Origin of the sequence: Amycolatopsis sp. FDAARGOS 1241, from assembly GCF_016889705.1 — a bacterium.
Taxonomy (GTDB): Bacteria; Actinomycetota; Actinomycetes; order Mycobacteriales; family Pseudonocardiaceae; genus Amycolatopsis.
Map to the genome: position 1 here is coordinate 1,535,832 of NZ_CP069526.1, position 15,793 is coordinate 1,551,624.

17 protein-coding genes are annotated in these 15,793 nt (G+C 71.4%); 11 read left to right on the forward strand and 6 right to left on the reverse strand.

Annotation, left to right across the window (positions count from 1 at the left end; genetic code table 11):
• Window positions 1-70: 70 nt before the first annotated feature.
• From tkt to I6J71_RS07565, 3 genes are all read right to left on the reverse strand, one after another.
• Complete coding sequence (gene tkt, locus I6J71_RS07555; RefSeq protein WP_204094065.1) at window positions 71-2,179, reverse strand: transketolase; 2,109 nt, start codon at window positions 2,177-2,179, stop codon at window positions 71-73.
• A 158-nt stretch (window positions 2,180-2,337) separates the two neighbouring features.
• Window positions 2,338-3,015, reverse strand: coding sequence for a nitroreductase family protein (locus tag I6J71_RS07560; RefSeq protein WP_204094066.1), 678 nt, complete (start codon window positions 3,013-3,015; stop codon window positions 2,338-2,340).
• Window positions 3,016-3,115: 100 nt separating this feature from the next.
• A complete protein-coding gene (locus tag I6J71_RS07565; protein WP_204094067.1) occupies window positions 3,116-3,784 on the reverse strand; it encodes a TetR/AcrR family transcriptional regulator in 669 nt (222 codons plus the stop codon).
• Between the two features lie 250 nt (window positions 3,785-4,034).
• Between I6J71_RS07565 and I6J71_RS07570 the strand changes: the two genes are divergently transcribed.
• From I6J71_RS07570 to I6J71_RS07600, 7 genes are all read left to right on the forward strand, one after another.
• On the forward strand, window positions 4,035-4,544 hold the full coding sequence (locus I6J71_RS07570; protein WP_204094068.1) for a DUF4863 family protein: 510 nt from the start codon (window positions 4,035-4,037) through the stop codon (window positions 4,542-4,544).
• A 16-nt stretch (window positions 4,545-4,560) separates the two neighbouring features.
• Window positions 4,561-5,289 (forward strand): nitroreductase, encoded by a 729-nt coding sequence (locus tag I6J71_RS07575; RefSeq protein WP_204094069.1) that lies wholly within the window; start codon window positions 4,561-4,563, stop codon window positions 5,287-5,289.
• Between the two features lie 181 nt (window positions 5,290-5,470).
• Window positions 5,471-6,256, forward strand: coding sequence for an alpha/beta hydrolase (locus tag I6J71_RS07580; RefSeq protein ID WP_204094070.1), 786 nt, complete (start codon window positions 5,471-5,473; stop codon window positions 6,254-6,256).
• A 77-nt stretch (window positions 6,257-6,333) separates the two neighbouring features.
• Window positions 6,334-6,921 (forward strand): DsbA family protein, encoded by a 588-nt coding sequence (locus I6J71_RS07585; protein WP_204094071.1) that lies wholly within the window; start codon window positions 6,334-6,336, stop codon window positions 6,919-6,921.
• Between the two features lie 102 nt (window positions 6,922-7,023).
• Window positions 7,024-7,629 carry an EndoU domain-containing protein gene (locus tag I6J71_RS07590; protein WP_204094072.1) on the forward strand — a complete coding sequence of 202 codons (606 nt, stop codon included), beginning with the start codon at window positions 7,024-7,026 and terminating at the stop codon, window positions 7,627-7,629.
• A 23-nt stretch (window positions 7,630-7,652) separates the two neighbouring features.
• A complete protein-coding gene (locus I6J71_RS07595) occupies window positions 7,653-8,474 on the forward strand; it encodes a class I SAM-dependent methyltransferase (protein ID WP_204094073.1) in 822 nt (273 codons plus the stop codon).
• 328 nt (window positions 8,475-8,802) lie between these two features.
• Entirely contained in the window at window positions 8,803-9,915 is a 1,113-nt protein-coding gene (locus I6J71_RS07600; protein ID WP_204094074.1) for an IniB N-terminal domain-containing protein, read from the forward strand.
• A 66-nt stretch (window positions 9,916-9,981) separates the two neighbouring features.
• Here the strand turns inward: I6J71_RS07600 and I6J71_RS07605 are convergent, their stop codons facing one another.
• Complete coding sequence (locus tag I6J71_RS07605; RefSeq protein WP_239154502.1) at window positions 9,982-10,581, reverse strand: ABATE domain-containing protein; 600 nt, start codon at window positions 10,579-10,581, stop codon at window positions 9,982-9,984.
• Window positions 10,582-10,668: 87 nt separating this feature from the next.
• Between I6J71_RS07605 and I6J71_RS07610 the strand changes: the two genes are divergently transcribed.
• A complete protein-coding gene (locus I6J71_RS07610; RefSeq protein WP_204094075.1) occupies window positions 10,669-11,832 on the forward strand; it encodes an MFS transporter in 1,164 nt (387 codons plus the stop codon).
• Window positions 11,829-12,425 (forward strand): ABATE domain-containing protein, encoded by a 597-nt coding sequence (locus I6J71_RS07615; protein ID WP_204094076.1) that lies wholly within the window; start codon window positions 11,829-11,831, stop codon window positions 12,423-12,425. Before I6J71_RS07610 ends, I6J71_RS07615 begins: the two co-directional genes overlap by 4 nt.
• A gap of 12 nt (window positions 12,426-12,437) precedes the next feature.
• Here the strand turns inward: I6J71_RS07615 and I6J71_RS07620 are convergent, their stop codons facing one another.
• Window positions 12,438-13,355: a pyridoxamine 5'-phosphate oxidase family protein gene (locus tag I6J71_RS07620; RefSeq protein WP_204094077.1), complete on the reverse strand. Its 918-nt coding sequence runs from the start codon at window positions 13,353-13,355 to the stop codon at window positions 12,438-12,440.
• Window positions 13,352-13,993 (reverse strand): ABATE domain-containing protein, encoded by a 642-nt coding sequence (locus I6J71_RS07625; RefSeq protein ID WP_239154503.1) that lies wholly within the window; start codon window positions 13,991-13,993, stop codon window positions 13,352-13,354. The genes I6J71_RS07620 and I6J71_RS07625 overlap by 4 nt, the downstream gene beginning before the upstream one ends.
• Window positions 13,994-14,151: 158 nt before the next feature.
• Between I6J71_RS07625 and I6J71_RS07630 the strand changes: the two genes are divergently transcribed.
• Window positions 14,152-14,976 carry a DUF427 domain-containing protein gene (locus I6J71_RS07630; RefSeq protein ID WP_204094078.1) on the forward strand — a complete coding sequence of 275 codons (825 nt, stop codon included), beginning with the start codon at window positions 14,152-14,154 and terminating at the stop codon, window positions 14,974-14,976.
• Between the two features lie 328 nt (window positions 14,977-15,304).
• Entirely contained in the window at window positions 15,305-15,727 is a 423-nt protein-coding gene (locus I6J71_RS47780; RefSeq protein WP_239154504.1) for an SDR family oxidoreductase, read from the forward strand.
• Window positions 15,728-15,793: the final 66 nt, after the last annotated feature.

The following is a 15,793-nucleotide window of genomic DNA, read 5'->3' on the forward strand; positions in this document are numbered from 1 at the left end:
CTTCTCCCCAGCGGCGTCGGGTACCCCGACCCGGCTGCCGGCCCCGGGGAAGGCGCCGGCAGCCGGGTGATCAGGCTTGGTTCCCCGCCACCGTGGCGAGGGTCTTGCGTGCGGCGGCCACCACGGCTTCGGGCGTGAACCCGAACTCGCGGAACAGCGTGGCGTAGTCGGCCGAAGCGCCGTAGTGCTCGATCGACACGATCTCGCCGGCGTCGCCCACGAACTCGTACCACGGCATCGCGATGCCGGCCTCGACGGCGACTCGTGCCTTGACCGACGGCGGGATGACCGAGTCGCGGTAAGCCTGGTCCTGCGCGGCGAACCACTCGAAGCACGGCAGCGACACGACCCGCGTGGGCACGCCCTCGGCCTCCAGCCGCTCCCGCGCGGCGACGGCCAGCTGCAGCTCCGAACCCGTGCCGATCAGCACCAGCTGCGGGTCTCCGTTCGACGCGTCCGCCAGCACGTAACCACCGCGGGCCACGGCGTCGGCCGACGTGCCGGCCAGCACCGGCACCGGCTGGCGCGTGAACGCCAGCGCACTCGGGTGGTGGATGTCCTCGATCGCGGCCTTCCACGCGCCGATGGCCTCGTTCGCGTCACCCGGGCGCACCACGTTCAGGCCGGGGATCGCGCGCAGCGCCGACAGGTGCTCGATCGGCTGGTGCGTGGGGCCGTCGCCGCCGACGCCGATGGAATCGTGCGTCCACACGTACACGACCGGCAGCTGCATCAGCGCGGCCAGCCGCACCGACGGACGCATGTAGTCGCTGAACGCCAGGTACGTCGCGCCGTACGGGCGGGTGCCGCCGTGGAGGCTGATGCCGTTGAGGATGCCGCCCATCGCGTGCTCGCGGATGCCGAAGTGCAGCGTGCGGCCGAACGGTTCCGCGGTCCACATCTTGGTCGACGCGGCTTGCGGGCCGAACGAGTCGGCACCGTCCATCGTGGAATTGTTGCTCTCCGCGAGGTCGGCCGAACCGCCCCACAGCTCCGGAAGCTTGGCGGCCACCGCGTTGAGGAACGCGCCCGAACCCTTGCGGGTGGCGATCTCGGCGCCGCCCGGCTCGAACGTCGGCAGGTCGTCGGCCCAGCCGTCGGGCAGCTCACGCGCCGAGAGGCGCTTGAGCAGTGCGGCCCGCTCGGGGTTCGCGGCGGCCCACTCGTCGAACGCGACCTGCCACTCGGCGTGCCACTGGGCGCCGCGGGCGACGGCCTTGCGGGTCAGGGTGAGCACGTCGTCGTCGACCACGAAGTGCTGCTCCGGGTCGAAGCCCAGCACGCGCTTCGTCGCGGCGACCTCGTCGGTGCCGAGCGCGGAACCGTGGATCTTGCCGGTGTTCTGCTTGTTCGGGGCCGGGTAGCCGATGATCGTGCGGACGCGGATGTAGGACGGGCGCGAGTCGGCCTTGGCGGCCGCGACGGCGTCCTGGATCGCGGCGACGTCTTCGCCGTCCTCCACGACCTGGACGTGCCAGCCGTACGCGCGGTAGCGCTCGTCCGTGTCCTCCGACAGCGCGATGTCGGTGTGGTCCTCGATCGAGATGTCGTTGTCGTCGTAGAAGACGATCAGGTTGCCGAGCTGCTGGCGCCCGGCGATCGACGACGCCTCGGAGGTGATGCCCTCCTCGATGTCACCGTCCGAGGCGATCACGTACACCCAGTGGTCGAAGATGCTCTGGCCCGGCTCCGGCTCGGGGTCGAACAGGCCGCGCTCGCGCCGCGCCGCCATCGCCATGCCGACCGCGTTGGCCAGGCCCTGGCCCAGCGGCCCGGTGGTGACCTCGACACCCTTGGTGTGGCGGTACTCCGGGTGGCCCGGAGTCAGCGAGCCCCACGTGCGCAGCGCCTTCAGGTCGTCGAGCTCCAGGCCGTAGCCGGCGAGGAACAGCTGGATGTACAGCGTCAGGCTCGTGTGCCCGGCGGACAGGACGAACCGGTCGCGCGCGATCCACTCCGGGTCGGCCGGGTCGTGGCGCAGTTCGCGCTGGAACAGCGTGTAGGCCAGCGGCGCGAGGCTCATCGCCGTGCCGGGGTGGCCGCTGCCGGCCTTCTCGACGGCATCGGCGGCGAGCACGCGGACGGTGTCCACGGCGCGGGTGTCCGTGGCGGTCCAGCCTTCCGGCGTGCGCCGGGCGGCTCCGGCGGGGGGCTGAGCGATGGATGCGGTGTCGGGCACTGGAATCGGACTTCCCCTGGGTTCTGTGGAGTTTTGTCACCCGCGGTGGCTCGTGCGAGCTCGCGGTGGCGGGCCGCGGGACGACGCGAGCCCACCTCGTTGCCGGGCTGACTGTAATGAGCGAAGACGAGGCCCGGCAACTCACCGTGGGGCTGCTCTCAGCCCTGCTGTCCAGCGGGCCAGAGCGGCTCGGGCACGGACACGCCGAAGTCGCGCCCCCAGCGGTTTCGGCTGCTCACCTCGTGCACCGGGCGGCGGTTCGCGGCCACGCCCCACTTGCCGCGAGGGTAACCGAGCGCCAGCATCGCGGTCAGCTCCCAGCCTTCACCCTCGGGTACTTCGAGCAGCTTCATTACCCGATCGGATTCCATCCGCAGCATCGTCGTCAGGACACCGCCGACACCCTCGGCGCGCGCGGCGAGCAGCGTGCTCCAGATCGCGGGGTAGATGTTGGCGCCGCCGTGATCGTCGATGGAGAACACGAACAGCAGCAACGGGATTTCGGTGAAGTGCTCGACCAGGAAGTCCGACGACTTCGTGATCCGCTGCATCGTTTCGGCGTGGCCCTCGACGTCCCGCAAAGGCACGGCGAACGTGCCGGCGTTGATCTCCTCGTACTCCTTGTCGCGGCAGCGGCGGTAGATCGGGGCGATTTCGGCTTTGGTGTCCGGGTCGTCCACGGCGAGGAAGTGCCACCGTTGCGTGTTGCCGCCGTTGGGGGCCCGGATCGCCGCGTCGAGGATGCGGGCCTGCACTTCAAGGGGGATCGGATCGGCGTGCATCCGCCGCATCATCCGCGTGGTGTACAGGGCTTCGTGGACGTCCATGTCCGGCATGCCGCCGATTATGCTCCGGCTTACGTTACAGTCAATGGCCGAAACCGAAGAGGTGAACGGTCGGTGTCTGTCCGTGCTTGTCCGTGCCTGTCGGTGCTCGTCAGTGCTTGCCGGCGCGCCGCCGCGCGGCGGGCTTCTTCGCGATCACGGGCCACAGCACGGACACGACCGCCTCGGGGATCTCGGCCGTGGACTCCCCGCGGTGGAATGCCGCGAAGTAGCTGCCGAAGCACATCGACGCGATCGTGTGCTTGTCGATGTCGTCCTGCACCGCGCCGCGGTCCTGCAGTTGCGTCAGCACGCTCTCGACGAGTTCGACCCGTGGTTCCACCGCGTGCTTGCGCAGGATCTCCAGCAGTTCGGGCGTGCGGATCGCTTCACCGGCGAAGTTGCCCATGAGGATCATGGCGTCCGGGTTGAAGTACGTGGGGTCGAGCCGGTGGACGGCCTCGACGAACGCCTCACGGGGTTCCAGACCGGACAGATCGAGTTCGTACATGTCGCGCTGCTTGCGGAAGCCGTAGTCCAGCGCGTCGACGGTGAGCTCGAACTTGGTGCTCCAGCGCCGGTACAGCGTGGGGCGGCTGACCTTCGCGTCGGCGGCGATGTCGCCGATCGTCATGCGGGAGTAGCCGTCGAGCACCAGCCGGCGGCGCGTGGCGAGGATGATCGCCTCGTCGAGCGCCGCGTCGCGGGGCCGGCCGCCCGGGCGAGGGGTCTCTTCGGTCGCGACGTGTCCTTCCGCCGCCGCTTCGCGTGTGCGCGCCATGGCTCCCACCTCGCCGAGAATGCCGATCCGCGCAGCATATCCGATCCGTTACACGCCGTCATCGTTACCGGAGTATTACATCCTCTGCCTGTAACGAAATACGGTGTCCTGGCGGGCTGCTGCGAGCGCCCCGGGCCCGTCGCCGGATCGGGTGCCGTACTCCTCCAGTTTCGTTACATGTCTTGACCGTAACGGAATGGCGACGTACGGTCGAAGAAGATCGAGCACACCGCAGAGAACGGAGTCGACGATGACCACGCCCCAGGAGCTGATCGACCGCAGCATCCCGTTCCTCGAAGAGGTCAAGAACCGCACCGCGGGTGGGGAGCTCGAGGCCTGGCTCAACGACAAGTACGGTCCCGACTCGGAGCTCTACCAGGACCTGGCCCGCATGATCACCGACGGTGTGGAGCAGGGCTGGGCCGCCAACATCGAGGTCGAGGGCAAGAAGTACCGCCGCAGCCGCATCGCCGAGCCGGCCGACGTCCTCAACTACTTCAGCATCACCGCGGTGTACATGGACAGCATCGAGCCGTTCCGCGGCCAGTACCACCAGCACCCGTACGGCGAGCTCAACCTGGTGGTGCCGCTCGACCCCGCCGCGAAGCTGATGGGACCGAACGGCTGGCGGGGCAAGGGCTGGACCGCGCCCGGGCCGGGCAGCCACCACTACCCGGAGGTCAAGGACGGCGCGCTGATCGCGCTGTTCTACCTGCCGGCCGGGCGCATCTCCTACGACATCCAGCCGCCCGCGGCCTGATCGAGGAGCCGGCGCGATGACTGTGGTGTCTGCGGTGTCGACGATCGAGGAAGCGATGCGCACGCGGCGCAGCTGCCGGGCGTTCCTGCCGACCCCGGTCCCGCGCGAGCAGGTCGAGCGGCTGCTGGCGATGGCGGCCCGCTCGGCCAGCAACTCCAACAGCCAGCCGTGGCAGGTGCACGTCCTGACGGGCGCCGCGAAGCGGGCCCTGACGGCCGACTTGCTGTGCGCGCACGACGAAGGCCGCCGGGTCGACGTCGGCGAGTTCCCCTACCAGCCGGCGGCCGACGCCTGGCCCGAGCCGTTCCGCTCCCGCCGCCGGAGCTTCGGCCAAAGCTTGTACGGCGAAGCGCTCGGTCTGGCACCCGACGACACCGCCGGCCGCCTCGGCCACCACCGCCGCAACTACGACTTCTTCGGCGCGCCGGTCGGCCTGGTGCTGACCGTCAGCCGCCGGCCGCTGCAGGGCGCACTCGTCGACGCCGGGTTGTTCCTGCAAGGCCTCATGCTCGCCGCCCGCGGTGCCGGCCTGCACACGTGCGCCGAGGCGTCGTTCATCGACTACTACCCGGTGCTCCGCCGCCACCTGACCATCCCCGACGACCACGTCGTGGTGTGCGGCATCGCCCTGGGCCACGCCGACGAGACGCACCGGCTGAGCACGCACCGCACCTCGCGCGAACCGGTGGAGTCGTTCGCGCGGTTCTACGACGCGGCCGTGGCTCCCCAGGCCGAGCCGGTGTGAGCGGCAGGCGGGTGCTGTCGCCCGCCCGACACCGGCAGCTGCGAGCCCGCGGTGTGGTTCGTGCGGTTCGGGCGGGCGGAGCCGGCGTGAGGGGCGGCGGGTGGCACAGCACGCGGCCGGTGTCCGCGGGGTGGTGCGGGCGGTTCTACGATTCCGCTGTGACTTCTCGGGCGGAGCCGGCGTGAGCGGCGATCGGGATCTCGTCTACGCGACCGTGGACGGTGCCGAGCTGCGGCTCGACGTGTACCGCGCCCCCGTGGCCGCCGCGCCGGTCGTGGTGTACCTGCACGGAGGCGGGTGGAGCCGGGGCGACCGGGGCGCCGAGGCCCATCGGCGCCAGGCGCCGCTGGCGGAGCACGGGGTGAACGTCGTCTCCGTGGACTACCGGCTCGCGCCGGGGGCGGTGTACCCGCGGCAGGTGCACGACGTGAAGGGCGCCGTTCGCTGGCTGCGCGCCCACGGCGGGCGCCTCGGTCTCGAGACCGGGCGACTCGGGGTCTGGGGCGCCTCAGCGGGCGCGTACTTGGCTTCACTGCTGGCGCTTTCGCCAGGTGACGCCGAGCTGGAGGGCACCGTCGGCGGCAACCTCGAGCAGTCGAGCGCCGTGCAGGCCGTGGTGCACTGGTTCGGCCAGGCAGACCTGGCGGCGACGGCGGCGCGCAGTGAGGTCGAAGCGCGGCTGTTGCCGTTCCACTTCGAAGCCGACTTCCTCGGCGGAGCCGACCCCACGGGGTTTTCGCTGCTCTCGCGGGTGACGCCGGACGCCCCGCCGTTCCTGATCGCCCACGGCGACCGCGACCGCATCGTGCCACCCTCGGAAGGCCGGGCGCTGCACGACGCACTCGTCCGCGCGGGCGCGTCGAGCCGCTTCGAGCTGCTGGGCGGCGCGGGCCACGAGGACGCCGCGTTCGACAGCCCGGTGCACCTCGCGACCACGGCGGCGTGGCTGCGCGCCGTCCTGTCCTGAGCAGCCGGGACTAACTCACCAAGTGGTTTCGTTACACACAATGAACGTATCGAAACCGCCTGGTGAGGAGACCTGCCGTGACCACGACCGTCGAGCACTGGTTCGACTTCCTGTGCCCCTTCTGCTACATCGCCCAGGACCGCAACCGCATCCTGCGCGAGCGCGGCGTCGTCGTGCACGAGCACCCGCTGCAGATCCACCCCGAGATCGGCCCGGGCGGCAGTCTGGTCGGCACGCGCGTCGGCCCGACCTACGACTTCCTCGGTCAGCAGGCGGAAGCCGCGGGCCTGCCGCTGCAGTGGACCGACCGCATCGCCTACTCCCTGCCCGCACTCGGCGCGTACGCCACGCTGTCGGCCGAGGACACCGAGGTCGCGAACCGCTTCGCGGCGTCGGTCTTCAACGCCTACTTCGGTGAGGGCAAGGACATCGAGTCGCGGGACCTGCTGGTGGCGCTGACCGAGGCGGCCGGCGGTGACCCGGAGGTCGTGCGCGCCGCGTGGGAGTCGGGGGAGGCGGACCAGGCCGTCGGCCGGTCGGCGATCCTCGCCTACGAGAACGGCGTGCAGGGCACCCCGGCGTGGGTCGGCGGCGGCCAGAGCTTCTCGGGTCTGCGCAAGCGCGAGTTCTTCGAGAACTGGGCCGATTCGCTCACCAGAGACTGACCCGGGTAGCGGTGTGACGAGCGTTGCCCGCTGCTGGTCCATCCGGGTAATAACCTCGATCGACGTCACCCGTTCGGCCGCCGAAGAGAAAGCCCGTTCACGATGACTCTGTTCGGCCCCGGCGACGAACTCACCTTCGCCTTCGACGAAACCCGCCGGCTGCGCATCGCCGCGCCCGAGGGGCAGCTGCCGCTGGCCGCGTTCCTCTACACGGACGCGCAGTCGGACGCCCACGCCGTCGGCGAGCTCGCCGCGCTGTTGCGCCGTGCCCAGTGCGAAGCCAAAACGTGGCTGGGCAACGGCTGCTCCGTCGACCTCACCGGCGACGTCGCGGTGCTCGACAGCCTCTACGGCACCTGGCCGCGCGCGACTTTCCCGCAGCCGGTGTTCTGGTCGGCTCTCGAAGGTTTGCAGCGGTTCCTGGTGGAGTCGGGCCCCGGCGCACCGGCGACGGGCGTCGCCCGGGCGGCCACCGAGTACCGCAACCTCACCAACGGCCGCTTCTGCTTCGTCGACCACACCTACTTCCCGAGCGATTGGTCGCCCGCCGCGATCACCGAAGCGGGCACGCGCGCGTGGGCCGCCCGCGAAACGCTGCGCGACCCCGCCACCGGCGCCTGGTCCGGCTCGTTCGGTGGCCTGGAAATCGCCGGCTACTACCAGCCGGCGACCGGCGAGGCGCTGACGTATTTCCCTGTGCTGCGCTGACTTCGCGGCCTAGGCTCGCGCCCGTGACCGGGTGGGAGTGGGACGAGTCCTTGTACGCGGGCAGCGCCGAGCACTACGCACGCGGCCGTGTTGCCTACCCACGCGAACTCGCCGATCGGCTCGCTTCGCTGCTTCGGCTCGACGGCTCGGGCCGCCTGCTCGACGTCGGCTGCGGACCGGGCTCCCTCACGCTGCTGCTCGCCGGCCACTTCACCGAAGCGATCGGCCTCGACGCGGACCAGGCCATGCTCGACGAAGCCCGCCGCCTCGCCGCGCGAGCGGGCAAGGACACCACGCGCTGGGTGCGCCGGCGCGCCGAAGACCTGCCCGCCGGGCTCGGCACCTTCCGCCTCGTGACGTTCGCGCAGTCCTTCCACTGGCTCGACCGCCCGCGCGTCGCCGCCGCCGTGCGCGCCATGCTCGACACCGGCGGCGCGTGCGCCCACATCCACGCGACGACGCATCGGGGTGTCGCCGCCGCCGGGACGCACCCGCGGCCGCCGCACGGTGAGATCGCCGAGTTGGTGCGGCGCTACCTCGGGCCGGTGCGGCGCGCGGGCCGCGGCGTGCTGCCCGGGGGTACCGCGGGCGGCGAAGCCGAGATCTACCGCGCCGCCGGGTTCACCGGCCCCGATCGGATCGAGGTTCCGGGCCGACCCGTTGATCGGGACATCGACGAACTCGTCGCCGCGGTGTTCTCCCTTTCGAGTTCCACGCCGCACCTCTTCGGTGAACACCGGGGCGCTTTCGAAGCGGACTTGCGGGCACTTCTCGCCAATTCGAGCCCGTCCGGAAAGTTCGCTGAGCAGATGTGCGGGATCGCGGTTGATGTCTGGTACCCGTGAAATCCGCCAAGGTTGTCACACCAACGAGTGATTCCGCGGGTCGTCGCCTGGAAGTACCCGGCAATGCGGCCGCGCGGCCGCCGGGATCCCCCCTCCCGCGCCGAAAGCGCTCGTGCCGGCCGCAACCCGCTGACCACGGTGAATACGCGAAAAGAGCCTCATTTCCCTAGTCCCCCTATTGGGTCCGGGGCCGGACTCCCTATCGCCGGGACCCGGAACCCCCGGGGTGGCCCCCGATGGCCGCCGAACGGGCTAGCCCTATCTTCATTCCGAGCCAACGGCCTCGCTCCGAGATGCCGAATCATCTGTACACAGGAGACTACGAACTATGGACGCGGTGCAGAACCTGCACGAATTCGCCATGACGCTGCTGAGCGACCCGCAGGCCGCGGCCGCCTACGCCGCCAACCCGCAGGGCCTGCTCGACACGGCGGGCCTGGCCGACGTTTCGCCGGCGGATGTGCAGGACATCATGCCGCTGCTGGCCGACACGGCCCCGCTGGCCGCCGCCCCGAGCCTGCCGGTCTTCGGCAACGTGCTCGAGCACGCGGCCGCCGAGCGCGCCGACCTGCCCAACCCGACCGGCATCGTGAGCGACCTGCCGAACCTGAGCGGCGTCTTCGAGGCCGTCAGCGACGTCGCCGACGAGACCGGCCTCAACACCGCCGCCCACGAAGTGCTGGGCACCGCCTCCGGTGTCGTCGACGGTGTCGCCGGCGCGGTCAACGGTGTCCCGGTCGCGGGCCCGGTCGTGGCCGCCGGCGCGATCGACCTCGAGAACACCGTCGCCGCGGTGGGCGACCACCTGTGGGACGGCAAGCTCGTCGGTGCCGCGGTCGACGCCACCACCAACCACCTGGGCGACGCCCTCATGCCGCAGGCCGCCGTGGCCGCGGTCAACACCGTCCCGGTCGTCGGTGGCCCGGTCTCCGGCCTGGTCGAGGACGTCCGCGAGACGGGTGCCGGCCTGCTCGGCCACGTCAACGAGGCCATCGGCTCCACCCCGGTGGGCCTGCACGGCGACGAGCGCGCCGACTTCGGTGCCGCGGGCGACCTGTCCGGCACGCTGGACAACGCCGTCCACGCGGTTCCCGCCGCCGCGGCTCTGCCCGCCCTCCCGGCGGTTCCGGCTGTGCCGGCCGTGCCCGCGGTCCCGGCGCTGCCGGACGCACCGCACGCCGTCGGCTCCGTGACCCACACCCTGTCGGCCGCCGTGCCGCAGGTCCCGGTCGCGGGCGGGGCCGTGCACCACGTGCTCGACACCGTCGGCCACGCCGACACCGCGGGCATCCAGCACACCCCGATCGCCGACGTCGCGGACGCGACCCACTCGGGCTCGCTGCTGAGCGGCGTCGAGTCCCACGCGCAGGACCTGACCCACGGTCTCGACCTGCACGCCGCGGGCGACGCGCTCGGCGGGCACGACCTGCCGCTGCACTGAAGCACCTGCTGACGGAAAAGCTGGCCCGGACCACCTTGGTCCGGGCCAGTTTTTTGTTGCTGTTTTTCACGAAGCTGCGTGCGTGCGCCGGTAGTGGCGCGCGACCCGCGCGCGGTTTCCGCAGATGTTGCCGGTGCACCACTGCCGCCGCTTTGTCTCGGCGACGAACAGCATCGAGCACGCGGGGTTCGCGCACCGGCGCAGTTTCTCCAGCTGCGCGGGGGAGGACAGCAGCGCGATCGCCTCGTCCGCGATCGCGGCGAGCGCCGCGTTGCCCCCGTGCTCGGTGTGCCAGCGGGTGGTGGCCGTGAGCGTGCCGCCGGTGTCGCGGGTCAGCCGCGAGCTGCGGGGCACGGCGGAGGCGAACGCGTTGAGGTCCTCCACCGAAACGGCTTGCGGCGCCCGGTCTGCCAGGTGTGCCACGAGCAGGTCGCGGATCGCCGCGCGCAGCCGGCGTGCCGCCGCCGGGGCCGGGAGGTCCGCCTCCGGCAGCCGGGGCAGCTGCAGCCGCCACCACTTCTCGTACTGCTCCGCCGGTTCGAACAGGTCCACGGCGGGGTCCACTGCCGTCATCACCGTGTCGGCCAGGTCCAGCGCCACGAGCGGCTCGCCGCCCATCGGGAACCCCGCTGCCTGCACGTCCTCGAGGTTCGGTCCGCCGGTCATGGCCCCACGATATCCGTCACACCCCGCGGGGGTGGTCATGGTGCTGTTAGTAACCCATACTGAGGTTACTAACGAGTAGGAGGTGCCATGAGCCCGTGGTCGAGGGTCGGTGCGGCGGTGCTCGCGGTCGGCTGGGGTGCGAACCAGTTCTCGCCGCTGCTGATCGTCTACCGCGACCAGGAGCACCTCTCGCCGACGGTCGTCACGGCGATCTTCGGTGCCTACGTGGTCGGGCTGATCCCGGCGCTGCTGCTGGGCGCGCGGTTCTCCGACCGCTTCGGACGGCGGCGGATCATGCGGCCAGTGCTGGTGCTTTCGGCGGTCGCGTCGCTGATCCTGCTCCTCGGCGCGGGATCGATCTGGCTGCTGGCCCTCGGCCGGCTCGTCGCGGGTGTCGCTTCGGGCGCTGCGTTCGGGCCGGGCAGCGCGTGGATCAAGGAGCTCTCGACGGACGCGGGTCCGGGCGCCGGCGCTCGCCGGGCGGCGATCTCGCTGTCCGCCGGGTTCGGCAGCGGACCGCTGGTCGCGGGCGCGCTCGCGCAGTGGCTCCCGGCTCCGGCCGTGGTGCCGTACGTCGTGCACATCGTGGTGACGGTGGTGGTGGGGGTGCTCGCCTGGCACGTGCCGGAAACCGTGACCGGCGCCGGGAAACCCGGTGCGCGGCAACGGGCGCTGAAGCACGCGCTGACGAGCCGGGAGTTCCTGCGCCGGATCGTGCCGAGCGCGCCGCTCGTGTTCGCGGTCGCGACCACGAGCTTCGCGGTGCTGCCCGCGTTGCTGCCGGTGCCGGTCGCCCCCGTCGCGAGCAGCGGCGCCATCGCGGGGCTCACGCTGGGCAGCGGGCTGCTCGTGCAGCCGGTGGCCCGCGCGCTGGAACGGCGGCGCAGCCCGTTCGTGCTCTCGTGTGGCCTCGCCTTGACCGTGCTCGGGTTCCTGCTCGCCGCGTTGTCGACGGCGCTCGGCCAGGCGTTGCTGACGCTGCCCGCGGCCGTCGTGCTGGGCGCGGCCTACGGCATGTTGCTGGTGGGCGGGCTCAGCCGGGTCGAGGCACTCGCGGAGCCCTCCGACCTGGCCGGGGTGACGGCCGTGTTCTACTGCCTGGCCTACCTCGGTTTCGCGGCGCCGTACCTGTTCGCCGCGGTCGACGTGGTGGTGCCGGCGCCCGCCGCGTTCGTGGTGGCCGCCGCGGTGGCCGCGGTCCTGATCGCCGTGACCGCGCCCGTGCGCCGGCTGTCCGGGAGGATCTCGTGAACCAGCCTCGCACCCGCGTCACGGCCCAGCTGCGGCAATTGCGGTTCGACGCCGGCGCGCGCTCCCTCGACCTGGTGGCCACGGTCGGTCGCCGGCCGAGCGTGCACATCGAACGCCTCGAAGACGTGAGCCGGCTGGAAACCTGGGCCGAGGGTGTCGGCTTGCCGCTGCTGCCCGGTGAGGCGACCGCGGCCGCTCTCGCAGACGTGGTTCGCCTGCGGGAGGCGGTGTTCGCCGTGGTGACAGCGGTTCTCGACGACGCGCCCGTGCCCGCCGAAGCGGCGGCGCTCGTCACGGAGTACGCCGCCATCGAGCTCGCTGCACCACAGCTGGAGCTGACGCGCGACGGTCACCTCGTGCCCGGCCCGCGCCGGCGCACCGCGCGCGAACTGCTGGCCACAACGGCGCGCGACGCGATCGACCTCGTCACGGACCCGGCTCGGCGGGATCGCTTGCGCGCGTGCGATTCTCCGTTGTGCCGCATGCTCTTCCTCGACGTCCCGGGCGGCCGGCCGCGGCGGTGGTGCTCGATGCAGCGGTGCGGCAACAACAGCAAGGCGGCTGCGTTCCGGGAACGCGACCGCCGCTCGTAGCCGATCAGCCGGTCACGCCGTCACGTGCGGGTTGTGCGGTGACGGCACCACACCCGACGAGTGCAGCGCCAGGCCCTTCTGCGAGACCATCTGGGCCGGGTGGAAACGCACGCGGCGGCCGGTCGCGTCGTCCTCGCCGGCGGTACCCTGGGTGACCCACTCCAGCGTGGCCGTGCCGGTGAGCTGGAGCGCGGAGCCGGTGGTGAAGTCGACGAACAGCAGCGAAGCTTCGGGGTCGCTCGCGATGTTGCCGAGGCTGTTGAACATGTTGTTGCCGGCGTAGTCCGGCCACCACAGGTCGGCGCCGTCGACGCGGACGAAGCCGGGTTCCCCACCCTTGTGCGAGGTGTCGGCACCGCGGGTGGGGTGGGTCGTGCCGAGGAGGAACGTGTCCGCGTGGCGGATGAGTTCGCGGTGCGCGGCGGTCAGCGCGTCGGAACGCTCGACGTCGACTGTTCGCCGCCCGGGATCGATCGCCAGCCGGCGCTGCTGGATGTAGGACGGGCAGTTGCCGTACGCCTGCTCGACGTCGACCAGGAACCCGCCCTCGCCGACGGCCACGACGGTCCCGTTCACGCGCAACCGCCGCCGCGTCGCGAATTCGACGGCCAGCAGCCCGGCCGCTTGCCCCGCGGGCAGCTCGTGCAGCGGGTCACCGGCGGCGGGGCGTGTGTGCACGACGAGCGTCGTGTCGAATCCTTCGAGGAACCCGGCGCGGCCCAGCAGCGGGGCCGTCCACAGGGTCCCGTCGGCGGCCCGGGCCGTGACGGCCGCGAACTCGCGCTGCGCCAGGAAACCTCCGGCGCCCCGGCTCAGGTGTGCCGGCGCGAGCATGCCTTCGAGCCGAGCCGCTTCGTACTCGAGCCCGGCCTGGCGCTGCACGCTCAACTCGCCGGGGTGAAACCCGGCCGCGATCGCTTGCTCGGTCATCGTTCCTCCTGCCCGGCTTGCGGGACGTGGGTGCGCCGGTAGTGCCGTGCCACCCGGACGCGGTTGCCGCACACGCTCCCCGCACACCACCGCCGGCGGCGGTTCGTTGCGAGGAAGAGCATCGTGCAGTCGGGGTTCGCGCACCGGCGCAGGCGCGAGAGCCGTCCGGCGTCGCCGAACAGCTCGATCGCCTCCCGCGCCACCGCGGCGAGCGCGACGTTGCCGCCGTGCTCGGTGTGCCAGCGCGTGTGCGCGGCCAGTTCGGCCTCGGGTGACGGTGAGCCGGCTGCCGGCTCCCGCCCGAGCCGGGGACTCGTCGGCACCGAAGCCGCCACCGCGTTGACCTCTTCGACCGACGCCGGGTCCGGGCTGCGGCCGTCGAGATGGGCTTCCAGCAGCTCGCGGATCGCGGCCCGCAAGCGGAGCGTCGGGACCAAGCCCGGCGCAGGTGACGCCGGCAGGCTCGGCAGCTGCAGTCCCCACCACGCCGTGCTGCGCTCAGGCGACGTCAGCAGCTCGCCGTCGCCCGGGGTGGATTCGGCGGCGAGGGTGTCGGCGAGGTCCAGGGCGACGAGCGGCTCGCCGCCCATCGGGAAGCCCGCCCGGTGCATCTCCTCAAGGCCGACCCTATTGTTCATGTGTTGATAGTAACCATTAGTCAAATCGATGTACAACTAGAAATTTGGCACTTGTGTCGAGATATCTAACGGATTTACAGTCTCGGTACACGTTAGCAAGAAAGAAGGCGAGAGACATGGGACTGGCATGGCAGCAGGGACCGCTTTCGACCAGGTCGGTGGGCAGGTTCCTGACCCCGGAGCCGTTGCCCGAGCGGTTGCTCTTCGTGGAGCCGCTGCGCCGGCGGATGCGGGTCCGCTTCGGGGGTGAGTGGCTCGTCGACACCGAGGACGTGCTGCTACTCCACGAGCCGGGTCACTACCCGGTGGCGTTCTTCCCGAAGAGCGCCGTCGCCGACGGGGTGCTGGCAGCGAGCCGGACCACGCAGCACCGCGAACTGGGTGAGACGACCTGGTACACCGTCACCGCCGGCGACGGCCGAACCGAGCGCGCGGCGTGGGAGTACACCGGGCTGCCCGAGTACGCCGACGCGCTCGAGGGCCGCGTCGCGTTCGCGTGGCGGGCGATGGAGGCGTTCTACGAGGAGGACGAGCGCATCGTCGGCCACGCGGCGGACCTCTACCACCGCAACGACATCCGCAAGACCTCGCGCCACCTCGTCGTCCGCGACGGCGAGCGCGTCATCGCCGACACCCACCGTCCGGTCGTGCTGTACGAATCGGGTTTCGCGCCGCGGTGGTACGTGCCGCGCGAGGACATCGACGAGACGGCACTGGCGCACGTCGACACCCAGACGTTCTGCCCGTACAAGGGCATTGCGAGGTACTACGACATCGGCACGCACGCCGGCGCCGCCTGGTCCTACGAGCACGCCTGGACCGAGGTCGAGCGCGTGTCGGGGATGGTCTCGTTCGAACCGGACAAGATCGAGGTCTACCTCGACGGTGAGCGCCTCGCCCTGGAGCCGGGCCAGACCGTGATCGCCCACGGTGTCGACCGCGGGCTCGACACCGACGAAATCCTCAAGCGCGCCTCCGCCTGAAAAACCCCACACAGCGGCAGCGAAGGAGCCATCATGACCAGCCGCGAAGGGCGCAAGGTTCTCGTCGTCGGCCGCGGCAGCGGTACCGCCCGCGCGGTCGCTCTCGGGGCGCGCGCCGCCGGTGCCGAGGTCGTCGTCGCCGGCCACGATGCCGAAGCACTCGAGAAGGCCTACGCCGACGATCCCGGCATCACCGCCGAGCCGGTCGACCTCACCGACGAGCAGAGCGTCGTCGCCCTCGCCGACCGGCTCGGCACCGTCGACCACGTCGTGTCCACCGCGTCGGCGCGTGCCCGCGGCACGGTCGGCGACCTCAAAGCAAGAGACGGTGCTGCTTTCGTTCAGCACCAAGGTCGTCGGCCCGCTGCTGCTTGCGAAGCACCTCGCCCCGCGCATGCCCGCCGACGGCTCGTTCGTCCTGTTCTCCGGTGCCACCGCGCGCAAGCCGGCGATCGGCATGCTCGCCGTCTCGGCCACCAACGGCGCCGTCGACGCGCTCACGAGGGCGCTCGCCGTGGAGCTCGCGCCGATCCGCGTGAACGCCGTTTCGCCGGGCACCATCGACACCGGCGCGTACGACGCGCTGGGCGAGGACAAGAAGGCGGCACTGTTCGCTCGGCGTGCCGAGACCAACCCGGCCCGTCGCATCGGGGCGGCCGAAGACGTGGCACAAGCGGTTCTGTTCGCGCTCACCACCACGTTCCTCACCGGCGCGTCGCTGCCGGTCGACGGCGGCGAACCGCTCGTCTGAGTCTTACCGATCCCGAACGAAGTGCGGAAACCGGCGGAAACCGTGCTTAGGTGGTACCGCCCTTGC